Origin of the sequence: Motilimonas sp. E26 (assembly GCF_021278025.1) — a bacterium.
Classification (GTDB): Bacteria; Pseudomonadota; Gammaproteobacteria; order Enterobacterales; family CBDFNC01; genus Motilimonas.
In genome coordinates, this window is sequence record NZ_JAIBHJ010000018.1 from 41916 (window position 1) to 66396 (window position 24481).

Annotated in this window: 21 protein-coding genes and 1 tRNA gene; 10 read left to right on the forward strand and 12 right to left on the reverse strand. The window is 44.3% G+C overall.

The window, feature by feature from the left end; translation table 11 throughout:
* Nucleotides 1-460: 460 nt before the first annotated feature.
* Together K1M91_RS14825 and K1M91_RS14830 are read left to right on the forward strand one after the other, a co-directional pair.
* The gene (locus K1M91_RS14825) at nt 461-2092 is read left to right on the forward strand and encodes a methyl-accepting chemotaxis protein (protein ID WP_232802825.1); all 1632 of its coding nucleotides are present in this window, start codon (nt 461-463) and stop codon (nt 2090-2092) included.
* 321 nt (nt 2093-2413) lie between these two features.
* Entirely contained in the window at nt 2414-2632 is a 219-nt protein-coding gene (locus K1M91_RS14830; protein WP_232802826.1) for a hypothetical protein, read from the forward strand.
* A 78-nt stretch (nt 2633-2710) separates the two neighbouring features.
* Here K1M91_RS14830 and K1M91_RS14835 read toward each other — a convergent pair whose 3' ends face one another.
* Nucleotides 2711-3826: a phosphoserine transaminase gene (locus tag K1M91_RS14835; protein WP_232802827.1), complete on the reverse strand. Its 1116-nt coding sequence runs from the start codon at nt 3824-3826 to the stop codon at nt 2711-2713.
* Nucleotides 3827-4068: 242 nt separating this feature from the next.
* On the opposite strand from K1M91_RS14835, the gene K1M91_RS14840 reads away from it, so the two are divergent.
* The 6 genes from K1M91_RS14840 to K1M91_RS14865 all read left to right on the forward strand — a co-directional run bounded on the left by K1M91_RS14840 (nt 4069) and on the right by K1M91_RS14865 (nt 7853).
* A complete protein-coding gene (locus K1M91_RS14840; RefSeq protein WP_232802828.1) occupies nt 4069-4905 on the forward strand; it encodes an HDOD domain-containing protein in 837 nt (278 codons plus the stop codon).
* Between the two features lie 115 nt (nt 4906-5020).
* Nucleotides 5021-5096 (forward strand) — tRNA-Trp (locus tag K1M91_RS14845).
* 130 nt (nt 5097-5226) lie between these two features.
* Nucleotides 5227-5640 carry a DNA polymerase III subunit psi gene (locus K1M91_RS14850; protein ID WP_232802829.1) on the forward strand — a complete coding sequence of 138 codons (414 nt, stop codon included), beginning with the start codon at nt 5227-5229 and terminating at the stop codon, nt 5638-5640.
* Nucleotides 5641-5649: 9 nt separating this feature from the next.
* On the forward strand, nt 5650-6117 hold the full coding sequence (gene rimI, locus K1M91_RS14855; protein ID WP_282561158.1) for a ribosomal protein S18-alanine N-acetyltransferase: 468 nt from the start codon (nt 5650-5652) through the stop codon (nt 6115-6117).
* Nucleotides 6077-7039 (forward strand): M23 family metallopeptidase, encoded by a 963-nt coding sequence (locus K1M91_RS14860; protein WP_232802830.1) that lies wholly within the window; start codon nt 6077-6079, stop codon nt 7037-7039. The genes rimI and K1M91_RS14860 overlap by 41 nt, the downstream gene beginning before the upstream one ends.
* Before the next feature lie 79 nt (nt 7040-7118).
* A complete protein-coding gene (locus K1M91_RS14865; RefSeq protein ID WP_232802831.1) occupies nt 7119-7853 on the forward strand; it encodes an RNA methyltransferase in 735 nt (244 codons plus the stop codon).
* A gap of 17 nt (nt 7854-7870) precedes the next feature.
* Here the strand turns inward: K1M91_RS14865 and K1M91_RS14870 are convergent, their stop codons facing one another.
* Both K1M91_RS14870 and K1M91_RS14875 read right to left on the reverse strand, forming a co-directional pair.
* Nucleotides 7871-8455 (reverse strand): DUF922 domain-containing protein, encoded by a 585-nt coding sequence (locus tag K1M91_RS14870; RefSeq protein ID WP_232802832.1) that lies wholly within the window; start codon nt 8453-8455, stop codon nt 7871-7873.
* 465 nt (nt 8456-8920) lie between these two features.
* On the reverse strand, nt 8921-9661 hold the full coding sequence (locus tag K1M91_RS14875; protein ID WP_232802833.1) for a fused MFS/spermidine synthase: 741 nt from the start codon (nt 9659-9661) through the stop codon (nt 8921-8923).
* 209 nt (nt 9662-9870) lie between these two features.
* On the opposite strand from K1M91_RS14875, the gene K1M91_RS14880 reads away from it, so the two are divergent.
* Nucleotides 9871-10356, forward strand: coding sequence for a DUF4190 domain-containing protein (locus K1M91_RS14880; protein WP_232802834.1), 486 nt, complete (start codon nt 9871-9873; stop codon nt 10354-10356).
* Between the two features lie 41 nt (nt 10357-10397).
* Here the strand turns inward: K1M91_RS14880 and mtgA are convergent, their stop codons facing one another.
* The 9 genes from mtgA to K1M91_RS14925 all read right to left on the reverse strand — a co-directional run bounded on the left by mtgA (nt 10398) and on the right by K1M91_RS14925 (nt 23173).
* A complete protein-coding gene (gene mtgA, locus K1M91_RS14885) occupies nt 10398-11084 on the reverse strand; it encodes a monofunctional biosynthetic peptidoglycan transglycosylase (RefSeq protein WP_232802835.1) in 687 nt (228 codons plus the stop codon).
* 174 nt (nt 11085-11258) lie between these two features.
* Nucleotides 11259-12065, reverse strand: a complete 807-nt coding sequence (locus K1M91_RS14890) for an HAD family hydrolase (RefSeq protein WP_232802836.1) — start codon at nt 12063-12065, stop codon at nt 11259-11261.
* 141 nt (nt 12066-12206) lie between these two features.
* Nucleotides 12207-12644: a DUF411 domain-containing protein gene (locus K1M91_RS14895; RefSeq protein WP_232802837.1), complete on the reverse strand. Its 438-nt coding sequence runs from the start codon at nt 12642-12644 to the stop codon at nt 12207-12209.
* A gap of 65 nt (nt 12645-12709) precedes the next feature.
* The gene (locus tag K1M91_RS14900; RefSeq protein WP_232802838.1) at nt 12710-13300 is read right to left on the reverse strand and encodes a hypothetical protein; all 591 of its coding nucleotides are present in this window, start codon (nt 13298-13300) and stop codon (nt 12710-12712) included.
* A gap of 23 nt (nt 13301-13323) precedes the next feature.
* Nucleotides 13324-16482, reverse strand: a complete 3159-nt coding sequence (locus K1M91_RS14905) for an efflux RND transporter permease subunit (RefSeq protein WP_232802839.1) — start codon at nt 16480-16482, stop codon at nt 13324-13326.
* Complete coding sequence (locus K1M91_RS14910; protein WP_232802840.1) at nt 16479-18209, reverse strand: efflux RND transporter periplasmic adaptor subunit; 1731 nt, start codon at nt 18207-18209, stop codon at nt 16479-16481. The genes K1M91_RS14905 and K1M91_RS14910 overlap by 4 nt, the downstream gene beginning before the upstream one ends.
* A 15-nt stretch (nt 18210-18224) precedes the next feature.
* On the reverse strand, nt 18225-19568 hold the full coding sequence (locus tag K1M91_RS14915; protein WP_232802841.1) for a TolC family protein: 1344 nt from the start codon (nt 19566-19568) through the stop codon (nt 18225-18227).
* A 115-nt stretch (nt 19569-19683) separates the two neighbouring features.
* Nucleotides 19684-20130, reverse strand: coding sequence for a hypothetical protein (locus tag K1M91_RS14920; protein WP_232802842.1), 447 nt, complete (start codon nt 20128-20130; stop codon nt 19684-19686).
* Nucleotides 20131-20233: 103 nt separating this feature from the next.
* A complete protein-coding gene (locus K1M91_RS14925) occupies nt 20234-23173 on the reverse strand; it encodes an EAL domain-containing protein (RefSeq protein ID WP_232802843.1) in 2940 nt (979 codons plus the stop codon).
* 158 nt (nt 23174-23331) lie between these two features.
* On the opposite strand from K1M91_RS14925, the gene K1M91_RS14930 reads away from it, so the two are divergent.
* The gene (locus K1M91_RS14930; protein WP_232802844.1) at nt 23332-24441 is read left to right on the forward strand and encodes a site-2 protease family protein; all 1110 of its coding nucleotides are present in this window, start codon (nt 23332-23334) and stop codon (nt 24439-24441) included.
* Nucleotides 24442-24481 lie beyond the last annotated feature (40 nt).

Here is a 24481-nt window from a genome sequence, read left to right on the forward strand (position 1 = left end):
GTTGGTTTTTTTGACTATAGAAAATACAAAAACAAATATTGATCCTAACCAGTTTAATATGATACGGAGTATGTATTATGACTGGTTTTTTATTTAATTTTGATTTTTATCACTAATTCTATGCTAATTCAAGAATGTTGCATCATTGTGACACAAAAAAAGCAGTTGTAGATTTTAAATTATTAATTTCAATTGTTTTTATTTTGTTGTTTCTATTTGTATTTTTCTCATGTAATGGACTCAATACTATCACGTTAGGCAAGCCAAACCGAGTTATTTTAGTGACGCCAATAGGAGGTGGGCTCGTGATTGTCAAGCCGTGATCTTGGCTTTGTTTTTCTTGTCTGCTCTCAATTACATTAAAGAAACTGGCGAGTAAGCCGATAATTACCTAGCTTTTATAATAATAAGGTAACCGTTTAGTTACCTAGGCTGCAGTAAGCATGATTGAGGATGCAAAATGACACTAAAAACAAAAGTATGGGGCATGGCTACGTTGACCTTAGTTGCCCTCTTAGGGGTTATGCTAATGGGCCTTTATACCTTGAGGCAGGCCAGTGATATCGATAATAAGTCGAGAATATATCAATTACTTAAGAGTACCTTTTCTACTGTTAACCAAATCGAGTTGTATGTCGCGTCAGGCAAAATGAGCGATGAGCAAGGTAAAGAGTTGGCGGCGCAGATTCTTCGTGAGAATAAATATAATGACTCCGAATATGTCTACGTGGCTGACGAAAATATGAATTTTGTGGCTGCGCCTCATGATCCTCAGCTTCATGGCACCAGCTTCCATGATTTTAAAGATGCGCAAGGGGCAAGCGTTGGACAAATTCTACTGAATGCGGTGAAAGCAAACCCCAATGGCATTGTTGAATATGAGTGGACGTCGCGAAATGCAGATGGTGACGTTGCTGATTTACTTTCTGTTGCTCAAGTGTCAAAACGCTGGAAATGGGCTGTCGGAACGGGGATTCGCTCTACTGAAGTAGACGAACGTTTTTGGAATTCGGCACAAAATCAGCTGATTCTGTGTTTAATTACTGCTGCTATTCTGGGTTTTATCATTATTACGACGATTCGCAAAATAACGACTGACTTAGGTGGTGAGCCTGAAGATGTATTGACCTTAGTTCGAGCGGTTGCTGCGGGGGATTTATCAACCAAAGTGAAACGCGATGGTGAAGATTTTGATGAGTCGAGCATTTATGGTTCGGTAGTGACCATGCAAGCGTCACTACGAGATATTATGAACAGCGTTGCGGCTGCGACTGCAGAGCTGCGCAATGAAGCAACCAATGCTGATAGTCGCTCAAGCCAGGTTGATCAGGTATCGGATGTACAGCGCAGTGAAACGGACATGGTTGCCACTTCGATGACAGAAATGTCATCGTCTGCTAGAACCGTTGCAGAAAGTGCAAATAATGCTGCTGCCTCAACTCAAGAAGCGGACGCAGAAGGTCAAAGGGCGCAAAATATCGTATTAAGTTCGGTTAGTTCAATTGAAGGCTTGGCTTCTCAAATTGATGAAGCCGCGCAAGTGATTGGTGAGCTTGGACGTGATGTAGATAATATCGTGTCGGTGTTAGATGTTATTCGAGGCATTGCCGAGCAAACTAACTTGTTGGCGTTAAATGCAGCAATTGAAGCAGCAAGGGCTGGTGAGCAAGGTCGTGGTTTTGCAGTCGTTGCAGACGAAGTGCGTAATTTAGCGAAACGAACTCAAGATAGCACCGCAGAAATTCAGCAAATGATAGAACGCTTACAAAGTGGTTCGCAAAAAGCCGTCAGTTCAATGGAGAACAGTAAAACGTCAAGTATTGATACGGTATCGGGCGCGCAAGAGGCGGCACAAGCCTTACAACAAATTGCTGACTCATTAGGCACTATAACCGAAATGAACCATCAAATAGCCAGTGCTGCAGATGAACAAACTAAGGTAGGGGATGATATCTCTCATCGTATCAACGCTATTGCTGACAGCTCTCACCAAGCTGCGGAGCTCGCCCGTGAAAACCGAGCTTCGACTAACGTTATAATGGATTTAGCCGATAACCTAGAGCAGCAAATACGTAAGTTCAAAGTAAGTTAATGGCGCTTGCCGATATGAAAGCGCAGCATTAAGCTGCGCTTTTTTTTTGCCTAATGAAGAAGAGGCCTGCTTTTTGTTTGATCCCAACGTTGGCATCACTGAGTTAGCAGCGGTATGATGCGCCCTAGGGATATTTATTGCTGTCACCTTAGCTTTAGCTAAGCAATTTAGTCTGTTTTTAGCTATGAAAACAAAGCTTATCAGTGAAAACATACTTGATATTATGAAGATCAGTTAAACAGAGTTACAGTGATTGTGGTAAACGAGATAGGTTAAATGTAGTTAGCGACGCTTTGTAAGCGTCGCAATTTGGAGTCAAGCATGAACGATTTTGAGCAAGAATTAAAAGCAATGGAAGAAGAAGCGGTAGATGAAACACCGCTTCCGAGTATTGAAGAGCAGCGAGCCATTGTTGCTAAATTGAAAGCATTAGAGGAAAAAGGCGAACTCACTCCGGAAGTGATGGCTGAGCATTTTGCCACTTATGCCACTGAAACTAATCGTGTTAAGAATTTGGCGGCAACGGAAGAAGAAGAGTAATTTCAAATACTCGAAACAATGTAAAAAGCATAGCTCGCGATGGTGTTGACAAACTAGAGCTATGCTTTTTTGAACTGATTAGTTAGTGACTTGTTGCCAAGCCCAGCTTAACCATGGAAGTAGCGCTTCAAGATCACTGGCCTCAACCGTGCTACCACACCAAATTCGTAATCCATCTGGCGCATCGCGGTATGAGCCAATGTCATAGGCCACGCCTTCATTCTCAAGTAATTTAATGAATTGTTTCACTTGGTCTGCACTCGCTTTTAATGTAAAGCAAGCACTGGTATTTGAAATGGTTTCGGGGGCTTGAGCAAGAAATTCAATCCAATCATTTTCTGCTACAAATTTCGCTAATACAGCGAGGTTGTCTTTCGACTTTTGGATCGCTGCCGGTAAGCCTCCAATCCCATCAACCCAATCTAATGCATCTTGATAATCCGCAACACACAACATTGAAGGTGTATTAATTGTCGCACCACTGAAAATCCCCTCGATTAATTTGCCTTTAGCGGTTAAGCGGAAAATTTTTGGTAGCGGCCACGCTGGGGTGTAACTTTCAAGGCGCGCTACTGCGCGAGGGCTTAAAATAATCATGCCGTGTGCGCCTTCACCGCCCAGTACTTTTTGCCAGCTAAAGGTGATTACGTCTAGCTTTTCCCAAGGCATTTCCATCGCAAAAACAGCGGATGTTGCATCGCAAATCATCAAGCCTTGGCGGTCATCTTTGATCCAATCTCCGTTAGGTACTTTTACCCCTGAAGTAGTGCCATTCCAAGTGAATACCACGTCATTATCTTGATTGATGTTGGTTAGATCGGGTAATAAACCATAATCAGCAAAGTGGGTGTTTACATTTTCAAGCTTCAGCTGTTGACTGATATCCGTAAACCATTCTTGACCAAATGATTCCCAAGCAACCACGTCCACCCCACGGGCTCCGAGCATAGACCACATGATCATTTCCATCGCACCAGTATCAGAGCCTGGAACGATACCGACTCGATAGCCTTCAGGTAAACCTAAAATGCGCGAGGTATCATCAATCGCCTTACCTAAAGCATTTTTACCAACAGCGGCACGGTGCGAGCGGCCTAAAGTCTCAGTTTTTAACTCAGCTAAGCTGTAACCAGGTCGTTTGCTACATGGGCCTGATGAAAAATTTGGGTTCGCGGGCTTGTTCAAAATAGTCATATGTTCCTGAGATCCTTGGTATTAAGATATTATATTTGTGGGCTGGCGCCCAAATTGAACGAGTTAACCAAACTATGCTAAAAAGATGCGAAAAGTGAGGTTGGTATTATCAGGCTTAGTGTGCGATAAGCGCGTTAATGAGGCAAAAATACCACGAAGCTTTAACCTTAATCTATAGTTTTAACGATGGCTTTCGTCATTGTCGCGTCACTAATAAAGGTTTTTAATATAAGGAAACTGGCATGGCAATAAATATCACCAGTCAAGAACGGGCATTGCTCAAAAGTATCAGTATTCCACCTCGGCCTGCTGTGTTACTAACTGTTGCCGAAGAGGCAGGCAAGCCTGAGCCGGATGTTTCAGTGATAGCTAAAGCCATTAGCTCCGATGTCAGTATTGCTTCTGCTGTGTTGCAAGTTGTCAATTCAGCGGCTTTTCGCCGTGCTAAAGAAATACAATCAATCAACCAAGCCGTCATGATGCTGGGGTTAAAACGAATTATTCCTCTGGTGAAAGCGGTCGCCCTCAGATCGGCGATGAGCTCTCATGCGTTACTTGATGATTTTTGGGAGCAAGCAACGGAAGTTGCACAAGCAAGCTCTGTTGTCGCCAAATTATTAGGTAAAGATGCCTTGGTTGATAACGCTTATATGCTAGGCCTATTCCATTTATCGGGTGTACCAGTGATGATGCTGGGTTTTGAGCAATACCCTGCGCTTTATGCTCAACTTGATGAGTTAGGCTGGCCTGCTTTGACAGAGCGAGAGCACCAATCATTTGGTACTGCACACACAACGATTGGCGCTTTATTGTCACAGCAATGGATGTTGCCAAAGGCATTAGTTGAAATTATCTACTACCAACAAGATGCCGCAGGTTTTTATCAATCTGGCGAGATGCCTCCTGTGGCGTTAGATTTATTATCTATTTTAAAAATCGCGCGACATGTGGTGTTGAATAATTCCGACTCGGAATGGGCTCAGGTACAAGTCCCCATTGGCGAGCACTTTAATCTGGATGATATTCAATTAGAGGAGCTTCTTGACCGCGCAGATGAAGAATTAACAACCCAATGTTGAGAGCCAGATCACGTAAACTCGATAACACGGTGATAAATTCAGCAGTCGAAAATAATTTGTCATAAAAGGCTTTACCTTTAAAAATCATTTGGTATTATCTGCCTCGTTCTTCAGCAGGGGTGTAGTTCCAACGGCAGAACGTCGGATTCCAAATCCGAATGTTGGGAGTTCGAATCTCTCCACCCCTGCCACATTTTAAAAAGCCTGACTTAGTGTCAGGCTTTTTTCGTTTATAATTCCTGCTTTTCTTCAGTTCCAACATAGCTACCAGTCAGACATTTCGGTAATATTCTTTTTCTTACTTCTGCGCTAACCGAGCTAATGAATCAATACCAAGCTTTTATATTAAAAGAAATGGGCATTACACTATGGCTGTCAAATCAAAGCCTAGATCAACCTATCAAGGATGACTTATCGGCAGCCGACGCTCCCCTTATCATTGATGATGAAACTGAAATAGTCATTTTGGCTGAGTCGGACGTGTTGCAAAGTGAATTTGTTAGCGCTGTGCTTAAATCGATGGGGCTTACTGTAGCGCAAGCACAGGTCGTCACGCAGGAATGTTTTTTGCAATACCAAGGCCCGTTACCTTTGTGGGTATGGAGTACTCAGTCACCACTCGCGCTTCGTCGTTCAACACAGGTAATAAACAGCGCCAGTATTGAGCAAGTCAGTCAAGACCCGCTGCAAAAGCGAGGTTTATGGCAGCAAATAAAATCCTATCAGACACAATAGAGAATATGAATGACTGATTATTCAGAGCTTTGTATCATGCCAATGGCCCTTAATGATTTACCACAGGTGATCCGTATTGAGGCTCAAGCTCATGCCTTTCCGTGGAGTGAGAAGTTATTTAGCAGTAATTTTGGTACCCGATATTTTAATCATGTTTTGTCACTGGATGAGCGGGTGCTTGGCTACTATGTCGCGAGTCAGGCGGGTGTTGAAGCAACGTTACTTAACATTGCTATTGCTCCAAATGAGCAAGGTAAGGGGTTGGGGCGTAAACTACTAGAGCACTTACTTGACCACGCAAGTACCAAGCAGGTCGAAGAAATTTGGCTGGAAGTTAGAGAGTCAAACCAAAGTGCTCATCATTTGTATAATGAACTAGGTTTTGTCGAAGTAGACCGAAGGAAAGGTTACTACCCCACAGCAGAAGGACGCGAAGATGCGATTGTTATGTGTTGCTACCTTGATCTCGTTGTTTAAATATGTGCTAGCGGTCTGTTTGACGATGAGCGTCTGTCTCCCGAGTTTGGCTGCTCGCGATGTTTATAAATATCAAGATGAGCAGGGTAACTGGGTGTTTACTGCTATTAAGCCTCAGGTCGTGTTTGAGGTAGAGCATGAGCGTGTGGCTGAGCCTGAGGTATCTCCCGTGCGCGTGTTACATAAAGTTATCAACGGGGAAAACCAAGCAGAAGTGATTGCTGTTAACAATTATGGTATGCCCGTGACCGTTAAATTAGCGTTTACTGAGCTGACTAACACAAAAACTTCCATCTCAATACCTGAGGCATTTGCACTCGCACCAAACAGCCGGCAAAGGTTATTTACTATCTTTCCTGAGCAGCCTGGCCAATGGCGTTTTCAGTATCAATATAGTTTCACCCCCGGTAAGCTGGATCCTGAGTTTTACGCTGATTATGCTTATCAAGTGCCCTTTAATCTGCCCCAAGCCGCCTATATCTCGCAAGGTTTTAATGGCAGTTTTACGCATTCAGAGCCTCACAGCCAATACGCAATTGATGTTCCGCTACCTGAAGGGACCGAAGTTGTTGCCGCAAGAGAGGGCACTGTCGTTGAAGTGGTCGAAAACAATAGTGGCGCAGCAACGGCTGACTTTGCCAAAACGAAGGCTAATGTGGTCCGCATTGCTCATGCCGATGGTACGATGACGGTTTATGCCCACCTTAAAACCTTTTCTTCTAAGGTCAGAGTCGGGCAGTTGGTGAAGCGGGGTGAGCCTATTGCCTTATCTGGCAACACGGGGTTCAGTACAGGTCCTCATTTACACTTTGCGGTACAAATTAATCAGCAACATGAATTAGTCGCGGTGCCATTTTTGTTGCAGATAAATGGTGCCGTGGTAGAGCCTAAACCTGGCCTTAAAATAGCGCCTCAAGGTTAAGTCATTATTTATCTGAGTTTTGCTTAATGAGGGGTTTAGTGGAATAATCCGCGGCTGCATAAATAGGAGTAAGAACTCGATGATCACCAAAAATCAAATTAAGCTGATTAACTCTCTCGCACAGAAAAAATACCGTAAACAACACGGTTTGTTTATCGTGCAAGGTGAAAAAAATGTCGTCGAGCTATTTGCATCGAACTTTGAAATTCATCAGGTTTTTGCTACTGAATCATTTTTAGATAAATATCAAGCTCATCTAACCACTACTCACTTTGTCGCCGCCACGTCAGAGGAATTAGCGAAAGCGGGTACTTTTAGTTCCAATAACACCGCGATAGCCTTAGTTAAAACGCGACAACTTGCGTTACCCGACAACAATTTAAATGAACTGGTATTGGCCTTAGATGGCGTATCTGACCCCGGTAACCTAGGCACCCTAATCCGCCTTGCTGATTGGTATGGCATAAAGCAGATTGTAGCAAGTGAAGACTGTGCGGATGTTTATAATCCAAAAGTGATCAGCGCTACCATGGGCTCATTTTGCCGAATTAATCTGGTTAATACCGATCTTGTCGCTTACTTGTCGCAGCAAACTGTGCCAATTTATGGTGCTTTTCTAGAAGGTGAAAATATTCATCAAGCAGCATTAAGTCAGCAAGGGGTGATACTGCTAGGCAGTGAATCTCACGGTATTCGGGGGAGTGTATCTAACTTAGTTAGCCACAAAATAACTATACCGAGTTTTGGTCTGGCTGAATCGTTAAATGTGGCCATGGCTGGGGCAATTATTTTAGATAACTTCAAGCGGCTATAAGGACAACAAAAGCTTAATTATTGGGTAGATAGCCAAGATGTTCCTTGGCTTAAACCAAACTGTGTATCTTGATCATAGTTTTTTTCCGCGTTAGCTATTTTCAATATATGTTGTTGTGCTAGGTCTTCAGCTTGAAGTTTGATCTCTTCGCAGGTTGCTGCTGCAGGTAATGTTAATATCGACTTTTCTATCGCCTGTAGTGCTTCTACCGCAATTTTTTTATGGCCATCTAAGTGCATAAAGATACCTTGATAAAACCCCTCCCACTTGAGCTGTAATGCTTCCGGTGCTGTGGCTTGATCAAGCCAGCGCGGTAACCGGTAATCAATTTTGAGCCAAGTGTTTACGTGGGTGATTTTGCAGCCTGATGGTGATTCTTTCGTGATCAGTACCCAACCTTTTTGCCAATGGTTGTCATTGTGAAACACCTTGTGCTGGGCAAAGTAATCATTTTGCTTACTCAGTTGTTCACTAATCGCGTGCTCTGTTTGACCATAAAAGCCAAGGTGCTTGTAATGGATGGTAATTTCAGGTGTCGCCCAAAGTGGAAATGAAATCAACACTGAGAGAAGACTAGATAAACAAAAAAATAATCGGATCATATTGTCTTCTTTATTATGTCTAAGAAAGATTGCTATTCAGCAGGTTGCATTATTATAACGCTGACTTATAGTTTTTTCTTAGCGTCTCAAGTGATTATTTGGTTTTATTACATTAATTTGATTATGGAGTAGGGATACGCCAGCGTTGCCAAAGAGCTAGTTTCACGCGCCTTTTGCTGTCTTATTGATTTTGATTTACCTGAAAGCAAGTATTTTAAAGTTGAAGTACATCGATGGGCATAAAAAAGGCCTCATTAAGAGGCCTTAAGGGTAACTTGCTTACACTCAGATACTTGCTTCCTGCGTTGTACCTAATCGGGTATAAGACCAAATTGATTACCGTGAAAAACTGGTTTAAGAAGCTATTTACTAGCTAAAGATTGCTTTCAAGGTGCTGAGTCTATTGAGCATATCTGTTAAGTAAGACCGAGCATTTTTGTAATGGTTCAATCTTTTTTCTCTTTTTTAAGAAATATTTTTCAACTGGTTTAAAAGTCGAGTTAAATCAATATCTGACGCCAACTTCAACTGTTGCGCAGCTGATTTACTCTGGGTTAATTTCACCGCTATGTCAGCTTGTGACGCAAATACAATCCAGTTGCCAGAGCTAACATGGCAACCATACAGGTAAGGGAAATTTTTTCTTAGGGCGGCGGCAAAGTCGTGATTTTCACTGTGTTCATGCCAACAATTAAGGACGAGTATGCCTTCAGCTTTTAACTGTGAGCAACAGTGCTGTAGGAAGTCATCACTTAACTGGGCTTGATCAACCCCTAGTGCGTGATAAATGTCAGCAAACAGCAAGTCTACTTTTTTGTGCTGATTTTGCTTAATGAAAGCCACGGCATCATCATTGATTAAGGTTATTTTTTTACCATGAGGGAGTCGAAAAAAATGTTTTGCAATTTCGATAACCGCGCTCCTTAATTCCACGGCGGTTAGTTTTATACCAGGAACCGCATGATGTAATGCACTCACCAAGCAACCTGCGCCTAAGCCTAATACCATGGCACTTTTCGGCTGACTGAATAACAGGGCTAATAACATCCCCTGAATATATTCATGCTCAGGTAGGTGGGGATGACGTTTGTCTTGACGGCTTTGTTCATCACCAGGACCAAATGAAAGTTTACGAATAGTACCTTCTTCACTCACTTCAATGGGGCCCCATTTATCTTGAGTTTGAAACAGTAATTGCGCAGACATATAACTTGGCCCTAATGCGAGAAAAGCGGCATTATCCTGACTATTTCAAGGGGGGTCAATCTAGCGCGTTATGCTGCGTGAGTTGATATCCGTCAAAACAGTGAGTTCGCAGTGATTTTTTCGTACTACTGATACTTTCTACTCGCGCAAAAGTGCTCGCTTGTTTATATTGTTTTGTTTTTATATAGATGATTTAAGTTGAGGGTAAGATGCAAGGTACGGTTTTAGATATCAATGAAGCAGCGCAGACTGGCCTGATCAAATGTGATGAAGGTGATCGTTATGAATTTTCACTGGCAATTTGGGGGGGAAATATCCCGCCGAAAACCTTAGATAAGGTTGAATTTTTTGTTGAGAATGGGGAGGTCAAGCATATTGCTCCACTGGGCCAGGTCCAATCCAGTGCTCCTAGCCAGCCGAATCTTGCCGCTACAATGCCGAACAAGCCTGTAGAAACATCGCCTTTAGCCGTTGTGAGTCTTATTTTTGGTATTTTAGGTATTTTTATCTTTGGCTCACTTATCGCGATTATCTGTGGCCATATCGCACGCAGTAATATACGTCAAAGCCAAGGTAAATTATCCGGAGATGGCATGGCCTTAGCGGGATTAATAACCGGCTATATTGGCATGGTTTTGTTTATTGGCACCTTAGTGATGTATGCCATTATTGGCGCGGCAGAATTTGGCTATTAGCAGGGCATCGATGATTTTTGTTGTAGTTAAACTTAGATCTCTTATTTAATTGCTTTTAAGTAGCCTATGCCTAATTGCCGCATTTGCTGCCTGATCCATTGCTCACGCTTTATTTGATAAGTACTCGGCGCCGCGGCGCTGAAACGATAAGGGTTAGGTAGCACTGCGGCCAATCGCGCACTTTGCGCCGCAGAAAGTTGCTTAGCGCTTACGCCAAAATAATGCTGACTCGCCGCTTCTACGCCATAAATGCCGGGGCCAAACTCAACAATGTTGAGGTAAATTTCTAAGATCCGTTGCTTATTCCATTGCCACTCAATTAGTAACGTCAGCCAAGCTTCAATGGCTTTGCGCGGAATACTTTTACCTGACCACAAATACAAATTTTTTACCGTTTGTTGGCTTAGCGTACTTGCGCCGCGAAAACGTTTACCACTGATCATATCGTCGATTGCTTGCTTAGTAGACTCAACATCAATGCCATTATGGCTTAAGAATAATTGATCTTCGGCCGCTATCACTGCCAGCTGCATTGAGCTAGAAATGTCCTCAATCGATACCCAGTGATACTTAGCATCTTCGGGATAGAGTGCTGGAGGATTGAACTCTCGTTGTAGTTGCCAACTCCAAAAAATGGGGTTGATATATTTAAGGGGGAAAGTGATCAAGAGTGAGCTGACAACAATAAAAACCCCAACCGTAAAGCAGGCTTTTAACAACCATTTCATATGCATTTCCCCTGACGTTAGAGTGCTAATATATAAAGGTTTGTAAGGGATTGAAAGGGGTTGGGGGCCAGAGGTTGGCCGCCAACAGTTATTGATGAGTTTACAGATGCAGGAATACTGCGATTACATAATGAGTCAAGCCTAGTTCGGCCGGACTAGTATTTGATAAGTGAGCTATGAGTTTACGGACTGCAAAATAGTGCTGGTTAAATAATTAGCGACGCCGAGTTGATGTGCATGGCCAATGATCTCAGCGTGCGGCACCGCGGCTTTAACACTTTCGGCGGCATTGAGCATCACTTTTGGGTGGGCGGCATATTGTAGCATTTCAATGTCGTTTTCACCGTCGCCAAACGCCATCACTTGATGAGCGGCCAAGCCTAGATGTTTACATAAAGCATCAACTGCGGTGGCCTTTGAAATGCCTCTTGGCATAAGCTCTAAACAATGAGGTAGCGAAAATAAGCAATCTAATTGGCCTTGGTATTTTGTTGTTAGCTCAGCTTGCAGTGCCAATAGTCCCATACGGTCGCCCCACAAGAAAAATTTTACCGCTTGTTTGTCTTGAATAAAGTGAGGTGTTACTAATTCACACTTAAAGCCCGCCTTATCACTGTATGCTTCTAGCTTGGCATTGGTTTCGGTGGCATACCAATTAAAGTCGGTATACATGTTTAAAAATACGCCTTCTGGCATTGGGTGATGCACTAGTTCTTGGGTAATGTGATCTGGAATGTAAGCACTCGCTATCACCTCGCCATTTGGCGCAATTGCCATACCACCATTACAGCTGATCATGCCAATGGGGCGGTCAATTTTTTTTGCTAAATCAGCTACGTCAGTGTGGTGGCGTCCTGTGGCGATAGCAAATATGCGTCCTGCATCATGTAAGTTACGAATAGCGGCTAAGGTCTCAGGCGCTAAGGAATGATCTTCCTGTAATAGGGTTCCATCAAGATCACTAACAAAAAGCACAGGCATGGCATCTCCAGTAGATAATAGGAAAAAGGGAAAAGCAGTGGCAGTCTATCCTTTGCCTGCGGCTAAATAAAGAGCAAGTGTGTTACTAAATGTAACTTGCTCTTTATTCGTATTATTTCAAAATACAAGGGATGAGTTGCATTAGTATTGCTGATAAATGCTCAGTTTATCTTCAGAAAAAGCTATCACATCAAAGCCTTTATACGGCTCGCCTGGTAGTGCCATGCCAGGCGAATGCTGTGGCATACCGGGGGCTGCTAAGCCTTTAATATCGGTTGGACGCTCTTTTAATAAACGAGCGATATCTGCTTCCGGTACATGGCCCTCAATAAGGTAACCATCAATGACAGCGCTGTGGCATGACTGCAGTTGTGGCGGCATAAAGTGGGCTTTTTTCACGTCGGTCCAATCAGACTGCTGACGCACATTAACGGCATAGCCTTTTTGCTCCATGATGGTGGCCCACTCGGTGCAACAGCCACAAGTCGGCGATTTATAAAGTTCTATGGTCGGATTGGCGTAAAGCCAGTTGCTCCACATGAGTAATACAAAGCTTGATACATAAGCGATTTTTTTCATTGATAATTCTCTTGATTAGTTGGTAATAAGCACCAAGGTTAATTGGCGCTTATTATTCGTTGAGATTAGAGTTGAATGTTTTTCACCATTCCCGCTTCGCTGTGGCCGGGAATATTACAAGCAAACTGAACTTGAGTTTCACCATGGAAATGCCAAAGTAACTGCTTTGCTTTACTAGGCTTAACGGTCACAGCATTACCACTTTCATGGGCGTGACTGGCCATGGTTTTCATCATTTCACGGTGCTCTCGCATTTCCTCTATTGAGCCAATTGCAAATTCGTGATCAATTTTACCTGTGTTCATCACCACAAATTGCACTACGTCATTGGGCTTGATAGTGCCTTCTTGCTTAAAGGTGATTTTCATATCATCACTTAATATCACATGCACCACTTTGTCTGGCTTAGCGCCGGGGGCAGGCATACCCACCGCGGTCATTCCCGGCATTCCTGCCATGCTGGTGGCATCCATTTGAGAATGATCCATATTGGAATGGTCTACTGTCTCTGCAGGCATTTCCATCTGGTTATGATCCTCCATTTGCGAATGGTCCATATTCGAGTGATCCATTGTTGAATGGTCAACCTTGTCTGTTGTCGCCCAGCTGGTGGTTGATGCTAGTGTGATGGCTAATGCTAATAATGATTTTTTCATGGTATTTATCCTTTTAAATTAATTTAGTTTGATGTTTCAGTTGTTTGATTAATAAGTGCGTGGCGCTTAATTTCTTGGCTTTTCCACAGTTTGAAAATGGCGGGCAGTACCAGTAAGGTCAGCATTAGCGCTGAGGCCATGCCACCGATCATGGGCGCGGCAATGCGCTGCATCACTTCTGAGCCGGTACCTGAGCCATACATGATCGGGATTAAACCTATGATCACCGTCAGTACCGTCATCATCACTGGGCGTACGCGCAGCCCTGCGCCTTCTTCGATAGCTTGGCTTAAATCTTGCGCCGAGATGGCTTGCTGATTTTCTTCGGCATGCAATTTTTTGTAATGCCACGCTTGGTTTAAATAGACCAACATGATCACGCCAATTTCGACTGCCACGCCTGCCAGTGCAATAAAGCCCACACCCACGGCAATAGAGAAGTTATAGCCAAGCACATGCATTAGCCATAAGCCGCCGACCATGGCTAACGGCAAGGTTGCCATGATGATCAGCACCTCACCAACACGGCGAAAACTTAAATAAAGCAGCAACATAATGATGGACAGCGTGATCGGCGTCACGATGCTCAAGCGTGCCTTGGCGCGCTCCATATACTCATATTGTCCAGACCACGCGAGGGAATAACCTGCGGGTAAGTCCAGTTGCTCGGCCACCGCTTGCTTGGCGTCTGCTACATAGGAGCTAAGATCGCGCCCTTCAATATCGACAAATACCCAGCCATTGGGGCGGGCGTTTTCGGTTTTGATCATCGGTGGGCCGTCTTCATAGCGAATATCTGCGACATCGGCTAATGCAATGCGGGCACCATTAGGTGTGACTAAAGGTAAATTTTGCAGCTTCACGACCGAATCACGGTAATCTTGCGGATAGCGCACATTGATGGGATAGCGTTGCAGCCCTTCAACGGTTTCACCGACATTCATGCCGCCCACGGCAGTTGAGATCACTTGCTGCACCTCATTGATGTTAAGGCCATAACGTGCGGCATGATGACGTTTAATATCGATGGTGACATAGCGACCGCCTGCTACGCGCTCGGCGTAAACCGATGCGGTGCCTGCTACTTGGTTCAAAATAGGCTCAAGGGCGGCGCCGATGGCTTCGATCTGTTTCAGGTCGGGACCCGCTATCTTGACGCCGATTGGGGTTTTTATTCCCGTTGCTAGCATGTCGATGCGGGTTTTAATCGGCATGACCCAAGCATTGGTGATACCGGGAAATTGAATTAGCTGATCGAGTTCTTTATGCAGTTTTTCCGGTGTCATGCCTTCACGCCATTGATCGCGCGGCTTAAATTGGATCACCGTTTCTATCATGGTTAACGGCGCTGGATCGGTAGCCGATTCGGCGCGGCCGACTTTACCCCAAGCCGTTTTCACTTCAGGCACGGTTTTAATCAGCTTGTTAGTTTGCTGCAAGATCTCACGCGCTTTACCAATGGAGACACCGGGGAAGGTGGTCGGCATATACATTAAATCCCCTTCATCGAGTGGCGGTATAAATTCACCGCCAAGCTTAGTGATGGGGTAATAAGCCGAGGCCATTAACGTTAAAGCCACCACTATCATGGTTTTAGGGAAAGTTAAGCTGAGCTTTAACAAAGGACGATACAGCGCCACTAAGCTGCGGTTCACTGGGTTTTTATGCTCAGGTAAAATGTTACCGCGAATAAAATACCCCATTAATACCGGCACTAAGGTAATGGCGAGGCCCGCTGCGGCGGCCATGGCATAGGTTTTAGTAAACGCCAGTGGCGAGAACATTTTGCCTTCTTGACCCTCTAAGGCAAACACCGGAACAAAGCTTAAGGTAATGATTAACAATGAGAAAAATAGCGGCGCGCCGACTTCTTCAGCGGCTTTGCCGATCACCTGCCAGCGGTTTTTGTCGGTCAGCGGCGTACGCTCAATGTGTTTGTGTACGTTTTCTATCATCACTATCGCGCCATCAACCATGGCACCAATCGCAATGGCAATGCCGCCCAATGACATGATGTTGGCGTTAATTCCTTGCCAATGCATGATGATAAAAGCCGACAGAATGCCGACAGGTAAACTCAGTGCTATGACCAGTGATGAGCGAATATGGAATAAAAACAAGGCACAAACCACTGCCACCACAATGAATTCTTCGGCCAGCTTGGTCCAAAGGTTATCGACTGCGGCATTGATCAAAGTCGATCTATCATAGGTAGTGACAATTTCGACGCCATCGGGCAAGCCTTTTTGTAGCTCGGCAAGTTTGATTTTGACATTGTCGATCACTTCACTGGCATTTTCGCCAAAGCGCATCACCACTACGCCGCCTACTGTTTCACCTTCACCATTGAGCTCCGAAATACCGCGGCGCATTTGTGGCCCTAAGCTAATATCGGCAATGTCGCCTAACAATAATGGCGTGCCTTTATCGGTGACCTTTAACGGCAGCGCTTTAATGTCTTCGATATTAGACAGGTAGCCAGTCGTGCGCACCATATGCTCGGCTTCGGCGACTTCAATCACCGAGGCGCCGGACTCTTGGTTACCGTTTTTTATCGCCATATTCACTTGTTGCAAGGTCAGGTTATACGCGCGCAATTTGGCTGGATCGATTTGCACCTGGTATTGCTTAACCATGCCGCCAACGGTGGCTATTTCCGACACGCCAGCAACGGTTTGTAGCTCGTACTTTAAAAACCAATCTTGCAAACTGCGCAGCTCTGCTAAATCGTGTTGGCCGGTTTTATCTTGCAATACATAATTGAAGATCCAGCCAACCCCAGTGGCATCAGGGCCTAAGGTTGGCTTAGCGCTCTCCGGTAATTTCGGGGCTACTTGGCTTAAATACTCCAATACCCGTGAGCGCGCCCAGTACATATCGGTTTGATCATTAAAAATGATGTAAACGTAAGAGTCGCCAAAAAATGAGTAACCACGCACCGTGACTGCGCCGGGTACCGCTAGCATCGCGGTGGTAAGTGGATAGGTCACTTGATCTTCCACTACTTGCGGCGCTTGGCCGGGATAGCTGGTTTTGATGATCACTTGTACATCGGATAGATCCGGCAAGGCATCAACTGGCGTGTTTTTTACGCTGTATAAGCCGCCTAAGACCAGAAATACTGTGGCAACTAACACCAAGAAGCGGTTGTTAATGGACCAGCGAATAATCAGTGGGATCATAATTTATCCCCTTTATTAACCACTTGGATTAACTGAAATGCTTGCCCCTGTTTTTGCAGTAAAAACCTCACCTCTTGCCCTTCGGCAAACTGGCTGAGATCAATCTTGTTTGCTGCGCTGTCGTTAACACTAAAGTTCATTTCGCCCGCTTGCCAATTGAGTTCGTTCACGGCTTGATGCGCGATAGTGAGCATGCCAAAGTCCGCCATCAGCATCGAAATCGTGCCACTTGCCCAAACTTCAGTCGGGGCTGTGCTTTCGCTCACTTGGTAATTGATGATTTCATAGCCACCGGCAGCAGTTTTTTGCATTTCAAAATCAATATTTTGACCTACTTTTTCATCTGTTAACTGCAAACCATCCGCCAAGGTAAAATCCATCACCATCCCCGGCCAATCCCATTCTTTTACCGGCTGGTGGTTGATAGTGAGCATGTTATGCCCCGCCATCACTTGGGTGATTTCGCCTTTGGCCCATACGCTGTTTAGCGCCGGCTCAATACCATTGATACGCGATAAATCGGCGGTTTGACTGGATTCTGAATCCAATAAAAAATGCGCCGAGGTCACCACTAAATCTTGCTCGGTTAAGCCCGCTAAAACTTCAATTTGCTCGCCCGCTTCACGGCCCACTTCAATGCGCGCCGAGCGGTATTTGCCATTACCTTCAGATAATACGACTCGGGTCATCCCCCCAGAGCGGATCACCGACGAGCGCGGAATGGTCATCACGGCTTGCTGAGTTTGTGGTTGTAAGGTGATGTTGGCAAACATGTTGGGCTTTAGGGCGTAGTCTGCGTTGCTAAATTTCAAACGCATTCTCAAGGTGCGCGTTTTAGGGTCGAGGATCGGATAAACGTAATCCACTTCTCCTTGCCAATTTTGACCGGGCAGTGCGTCTAAGCGCATGCTGGCTTTTGAGCCTGCTTTGATCCAATGGGCTTGGCGCTCAAACACTTCGGCATCAACCCACACTTCATCAATCGGACCGCCGCTGATCACCGCTTGCGCAGGTGAAAGGTAGCCACCTTCGCGAATATTTAAACTGGCGATAATGCCGCTATCTAAGGCTTTGACTTGGATATTTTGTTGCGCTTTACCTTGGCGCACGATTTGTTTTATTTGCGCGCGATCCACCCCTAAGGTGACTAAACGCTCGGTTGCGCCCTTAATCAGTCCTGAGCGCTCGGTACGATAGGCGTTAAGTAATTCTTCTTGGGCTTTGACTAGTTCAGGTGAATACAAGGTAAACAGGACATCGCCTTTATTGACTCGCTCACCGACGGCGTTAATGTTGAGTTTTTCTACCCAGCCACTGACGCGCACGTTGGTTTGCCAAAGACGACTTTCATCAAAGGCGATGTAACCGACGGTTTCAATTTGCGGGGTTAAGGGTGCAATGGTGACGCCTTGGGTTTTAACACCTAGGTTATTCTCCACTGCAGGATTAATTTTAACGGTGCCCGCAATGTCATTATTATCCGCTAAATCTTCAGCATAAACAGGCACTAAGTCCATGCCCATCGGGGATTTACCCGGCTTGTCGCGCTGATAGTTGGGATCCATTGGCGCGACCCAATAAAGGGGCTTATCACTGGCGGCTGGGTTTTCTTGGTTTGCTGCTGCACCAGTCAGTGCAACAAGATAAGGCTGACCTGCATCACTGGCGACATAACCGAGTGCAGCGCCCACTAATAAGGTGATGGTGGCAATACTAAATGTTTTCATTGTTGTTATTCTCTATTATTTTCTTGCACTTGGGCGCGCAACCTGAGGCTGTTCAACCTGATAATCAAAACCGCCTAACAGGGCAGCAAGATTGCTTTGGGTGATATTCAAGTCGGTGACTAATCGCGATTGTTCAAGGGATAGGGCGAGCTCAGCTCTGACCGCGCCGATGACGTCATTAAATTGCGCGGTGTTATTTTCATAACCGCGCTCAACCGCTTTCGTGGTGGCCTTGGCTTGTTTGAGCAAGGTGTTTTGATAGAGAGCAATGCGCTCATTGAGATTATGTTTGTCTACCAACAAAGCATTCACTTGGGCATTCATTTGCCGCAGCAGTTGATCGCGCTGCGCCTTGGCCGCGCCCAATTGGTATTGCGCCGCGGCGTGATTGCGGTCTTGCCGGTTGCCAGTGAATAAAGGTACATCGACCGTTAAATAAGCGCTGATTAAATCGGAGGCCGGTTTACCGCCCATGCCGTTGGCTTGGCGATTGGCATACATCACTTCAATACCAAACTCAGGTTTGTAGGCCTCGTTGGCGATAGCCACTTGGGTTTGATTACCTGCAATACTGGCTTTGGTTATGGCAATCATAGGGTGTTTTTCTAACAGCGAGTAATGTTCGTTATTGTGCTGATTACGTGACAATAACTCGTCAAGTTTAGGCCATTCTAGCTGGTTTGAAGTGGCCAGTGGACGGCCGTCTTTAAGCCAATCTGCACCTAACCATTCAGAGAGCTGTGACATAATACGGCGCTGCATTTGTTGGTTAGCTTGTAGCTTTTCATCAAGTTGGCTGACTTGCAGTTGTGCTTGCAGTAAATCTTGCGTTTCACCTTTGCCAATAGCGTAGTTGGTATCAATAAAGCGCACCATTTCTACCATTAAGCTACGATTTTGCAGCAAAATTTGTTCAGCTTGCTGTTGATAACCTAGCTCTAGCCAAAGCTTGGTCATGGTATTGGCGATTTCTAATTCGCGTACACCCAGTTGCAGTTCAATGCTATCTGCTTGTTGATTCATCTTTTGTTGTTGTAGCGCGAGTGTATCGCCACGGCTAAATTGCTGCATAAAGCCAATGGCTATATTGGTCATCGGGTCGTCATCGAAACCTAAGGTATCAAGGGGTAGGCCGCCTACACCGATTTTTACTTTAGGGTCCATTAAGGTGGCACTGGCCATGCCAGTTTCGCGTATGGCTAGCGATTGGCTAAGTAATTGCTCACGGCTAAGATCACGTTCAAGCGCATATTCAATCAGTTGCTTTAGGCTAATTTGTGTTTCGCTCGCCCAAACAGGGACGAAAAATACAGGGCTAGCAACGAATGCTAACGCTAACATCGTAAGTTTAATATTCACGATAAATTCCAATATTTAGTAAAAAATAGGATAAGAAAAGGCTAAGGCCTTAACAGAAACAGACTTTTTTACTTCGACATATCCGCACCGTAGGGGGGCTCAATATGCGTTGGAATTAGCTAATAGGGGGGCGATATAAAGAGGATGCACGAACGATAACTTGACCAGCGCTCTCAATGGCAACTTGGGTGCGATGAGGCTGGCGTACAATAAGCTGTTCGCTGGGGGTTAAGGGAAGCGCTAAACTAATACATACCGCAGGACAACAATCATTAGCGGCCATTTTACTGCAATGGTCGGCACTGCTAGTTGTCGTTGTAAGGGGAGCTGAGTTAGGCGAGCTCATCATTTGTTCATTACAATGAGGAACCTTAGTCTTGGACATTTGCTCATGCCCCATGTCCACATCACCTGCTAAAGGCTGATGTACCATAACCGTATTATTGATTAAGCTAGTCATTTGCATATTCATCATTGCGGAACTGGAGGCACTGCCTGACATCACCAAGGCGGCGAGTGTGAGTAAGTTAATCCAAATTTTGTGAAAGCTGCTAAGCCGCATCACAATATCCCCAATAATTATACGCTTTGATTATAACCACTTTTTATAAGCAAAAGTCAATTATAAGGTTAAGCTTTGAGTTATTGATATAAAATAGTTTTTCTTATTTTAATTTAACCGAACTTGGTTGTTGCGCGAGATTCTGAGTAAATAACCAAGCCACAAAATCATCTTCAGACATAGGTTTAGCGTAGTAGTAGCCCTGGTAAATATGACAGCCTAATGCGGCCAACCGGTTTGATTGCGCTAGCGTTTCCACACCTTCGGCGATCACGCTAAGATGCATACTCCTGCCAATTGAAATGATCGATTCTGTAATAGGGGAATAATCGCTCGTGGCGAGCTCGTCGATAAAGGTTTTATCTATCTTGAGTAAATCGAGCGGCAGATCTCGCAAGTAGGCCATTGACGAGTAGCCTGTGCCAAAATCATCTAAGGCTATTTCTATGCCGAACTTACGCATTTGAGAGAGTTTTTGGATAGTATCAGGTATGTCTATCAGTAAGCCCGTTTCTGTTACTTCTAGCATGATAGAGCTTGGTTTAATGCCTTTATTTTTTACTGCATGGATAATGTCGTCAGCGAATGCGGGTAAGGCAAATTGCCAAGCTGATACGTTAACGGAAAGGTGTCCTTTAAAGGGAATAGAGTTTTCTTGCCATTGCTCTATGCGATGCAAAGATTGGTTAAACACCCATTCGCCAATGCTGTGGATCAACCCAGTTTCCTCAGCTAAAGGAATAAATTTAGCGGGTGAGACAAAGCCAAAAGTGGGTGAAAACCAGCGTAGTAAGACCTCCGCACCAAACTGTGAGCCATCTTGCCTAACTTGAGGTTGGAAAAATAATGACAGCTCTTCGTTAGTAATAGCGTTTTTCAATGCTTGTTGCATTTTCATGCGCTCTTGCGCCACTTTTTCTAAGTTATGCTCGTATACCTGATAGCGTCCTCGGCCATTGCTTTTTGCTTTATATAAAGCCAGTTCGGCATGGCGTATGACATCGAGTGCAGTTTCATCGGTCTTAGGAAATAGACAAATACCAAAACTCGCTCCTATGTCTATTTTATGTTCGCCTATTTGCAACGGTTGATTGATTATTTTTTGCAGTTTATCGAGTGACACTTTGATCTGGCTGCCATATAAGCACAGGTGACGACTGATTAAGGCAAACTCATCGCCGCCTTGACGAGCAATGAAAAATTCATCAGAACAGTGCTCTGCTAGGCGTTTACCTATGTGGCGCAAGATGTCATCGCCAATATCATGGCCTAACACGTCGTTAATGGTTTTAAAGTGGTCTAGATCCATCACGATGAGCATGGCTTGCTCTTGGCTAGATTGTAGTTTGGCAATCTGCCCGTTCAAGTGTTCAAGTAGCAGGGCTCGGTTAGGCAAATGGGTGAGGTAATCCTCAAACGCCATTTTCCTAATATCGGCTTGTGCTTGGCTGCGTTGCATTTCGGCGCCTGCTCGCGATGAAAAAATATCCAAAATATCACGAAGTTGCATATCGTCGGGCATTTTTTCGTCATGCATTAATACAATCAGCCCTTTTGCTATGCCGTGTTCGTCCTTGATCTTGGTGCAAATATAGCTCTCAATTGCTCTTTCTTTAATTAGCGCATCATTTGGGAACAGTGTTTGGACTTGATCTGGGAAGCTGCATACATCGCATTGAGATAAATGGGTACAGGGTGAATGAGTGAGTTCATAATTAAAATTACTGACTACCTTGTCATTTTCTACTACAGAGCAAGTTCTAATGATATTTTTGTTTTGTTCTGAGAGAAAGCCGATAAAGCCATACTTGGCATTAAATAACTTGGCTAGGTTGGCGATCAGATCATGATAAAAGTCGTCACCTTGTGCGGAAGCAACGCCTCGAGCTATATGGCGAATTGCTTGTTGTTGTTGCTCTTGAGCGGTGACATCAGAGCAGGAGACGATGATTTTTTTCGCCTGATTATATTCACGAGTGATAAAAATTTTAAATGTTAAAATAGACTGCTTACGGTGCTCCGCAAAATAAGGTGTGCTGTATTCGTTAAGACTAACAGGAGGCAGGTGGATATTTTCTTTGTGGCTAATATCGGTAATTTCACCACGTTTTTTTGGGTAAAGCAGGCATAAAAAATCTAAAAAATTAACCCGCTCTACAGCTAGCTGACGGTGCCAGAAGTTATCACAAGCTTGATTACATTCAACGACGAAACCGTTTAAATCTAAAATCAATAAAGCAGAAGGAGATTGGTCGACGACTTGAGCCATCATATTGAGACTTTTTTGTGCAATTAAACGTTGACGACGCTCTGCGGTAAGCTTAACGGTTTGCGCGACAATGCGCTGGTTGGTTCTTCTGAAGTCAAGAGCAAGACTAAAGCTCATTAGCATCACTAAAATTACAAAGGCAAAGCCGACGGTGTAGAATATTTTTATCAAGCCCGCGTCGATCATGATGCCTATGATGGCAGAGCTTAGTTGAGCCAAAATATAAAGACTAAAGAAGATGGCAATTCGGGGTTCATTTTTTTTAAACAGTCTCCAGCTACGGTAAGCAACCCAGAGCAACAAAGCTTGGTAGAGGCCGTGCATTAGCTTACCCCAAGGTGAAATTTCGCCTCTTATCAAATTAATACTTTGCTGCCAAGGTAACACTATGTTGACGCGCTCAACTACCTGTTCAAACCTTATTGTGAGTGGCTGTTCATAGTTAATAAACATCATAAACAAACAAACTAACGTGATGATATTAAAAAATATTTTGTAGTTTTTTTGCTGCGTATAAATTGCAATAAAGATAAAGAATGAGGGCGTAAGAGCAAGCACAGAAAATACCTGCCAGCGTAATAGCTCAATGGCAGCGTAAGTGTCAGCTGCAATAAGATACTGAACCGAAAATACTTGATAGCTTGCTATGCATAAACATACCCAAGCAAAGTGAAGGAATAGCTTTTCTTTTTGCTTTAATAAGGCAACGAAGCCGCTAAAGCTGGCGGCAAAAATACAAATTCCTGCGGAAACATAATACAGAGCTTCTAACAAGAGCACTCCTAAATTCTAAGTTAGTATACTTTTGGCTTTCAGAAGTTAGTTTAGTCAAAAACAAATCATGTTGAGTTAAATGTTTATTTCGAGGTTAATTTTGCAAATACAATGACTCTAGGCATAATGCTGTCGAGATAGTCTAAGGAAGTACAGCGTTGGAACTTTTACACCTGCATTTTTTCGATAAACCATTACGTTTGGAGGGCTCTACCTCTGGTGAACAGAAGCTATTTTGGAATGAAGTATTAGTTTCTCAATCTCCAGCGATAGACGGTTCAAAGCGTCAATTCATTCATACTTTTCAATTGCAAAAAGCCGCTACAGACGAGGCAGAGTCGAGCTCGATAGATGCTATTGAGGTCAAATTAGAGATCGACTTAACTTGGCAGCCTTTTAGGTTAGTATATTGCCTAAGCCATAATGACGTGATTGACGCACAAGGCGAGCGCACTGAGCGCGATATCGAGCGTCAGCAAGTAAGCCAACCCATAGTGGTAGAGAGAAAGTGGAGCACGCTAGGGCTTATGTCCTTGGGCTTTAAGCTGTTTAAGAGTGCAAAGCTGATTAAGGTTGCGTTAGCTGGAGCCAGTTTAGCCGCTTACTCTTGGCTGTTTTCGCTGCAGTTTGCACTTGCGTTATTGGCTTGCTTAGTTTTTCATGAGTATGGCCATATTCGGGCCATGAAATATTTTGGTATGAAAACCAAAGGTATATACCTAATTCCGTTTTTAGGTGGGTTAGCGCTCAGTGATGAAAAAATTAATACCCGCTGGCAAGATGTGGTGATCTCCATCATGGGGCCATTTTTTGGCTTGATCATGTCTATTGCCTGCTTAGTTGCTTATTGGGTCACGGGAAATATCTTTTTTGCTGGCTTAGCGGCGTTTAATTCTTTATTGAATTTATTTAATTTGTTGCCTGTCTTACCCCTTGATGGTGGCCATATATTGAAAAGTATCAGCTTTTCGATGAACACTAAAGTTGGCCTGATTGCTTGTTTAGCGGGGGCGGGGTTAGGCGTTTGGGTAAGCTACTCTTTTGGTCTCGCGTTACTCGGCTTTTTGTTGCTGATTGGCTCAATAGAGATTTTGCTCGAATGGCGGATGCGTCATCAAAGTCATTTATTGCCCCTGAATCGCTATGCGCAAACCGTGTCGCTGGTTTGGTATGTGGCAACAGTTGCCGCCTTTGTTAGCATTATTTGGCATCTAGCGGGCACAGGTGATGCAATGTTGGGCTTGCCATTACAAATATTAAGTAGCTAAACAAAGCCGCTTTATATCTACTTTAATACTAAGGTCGCTG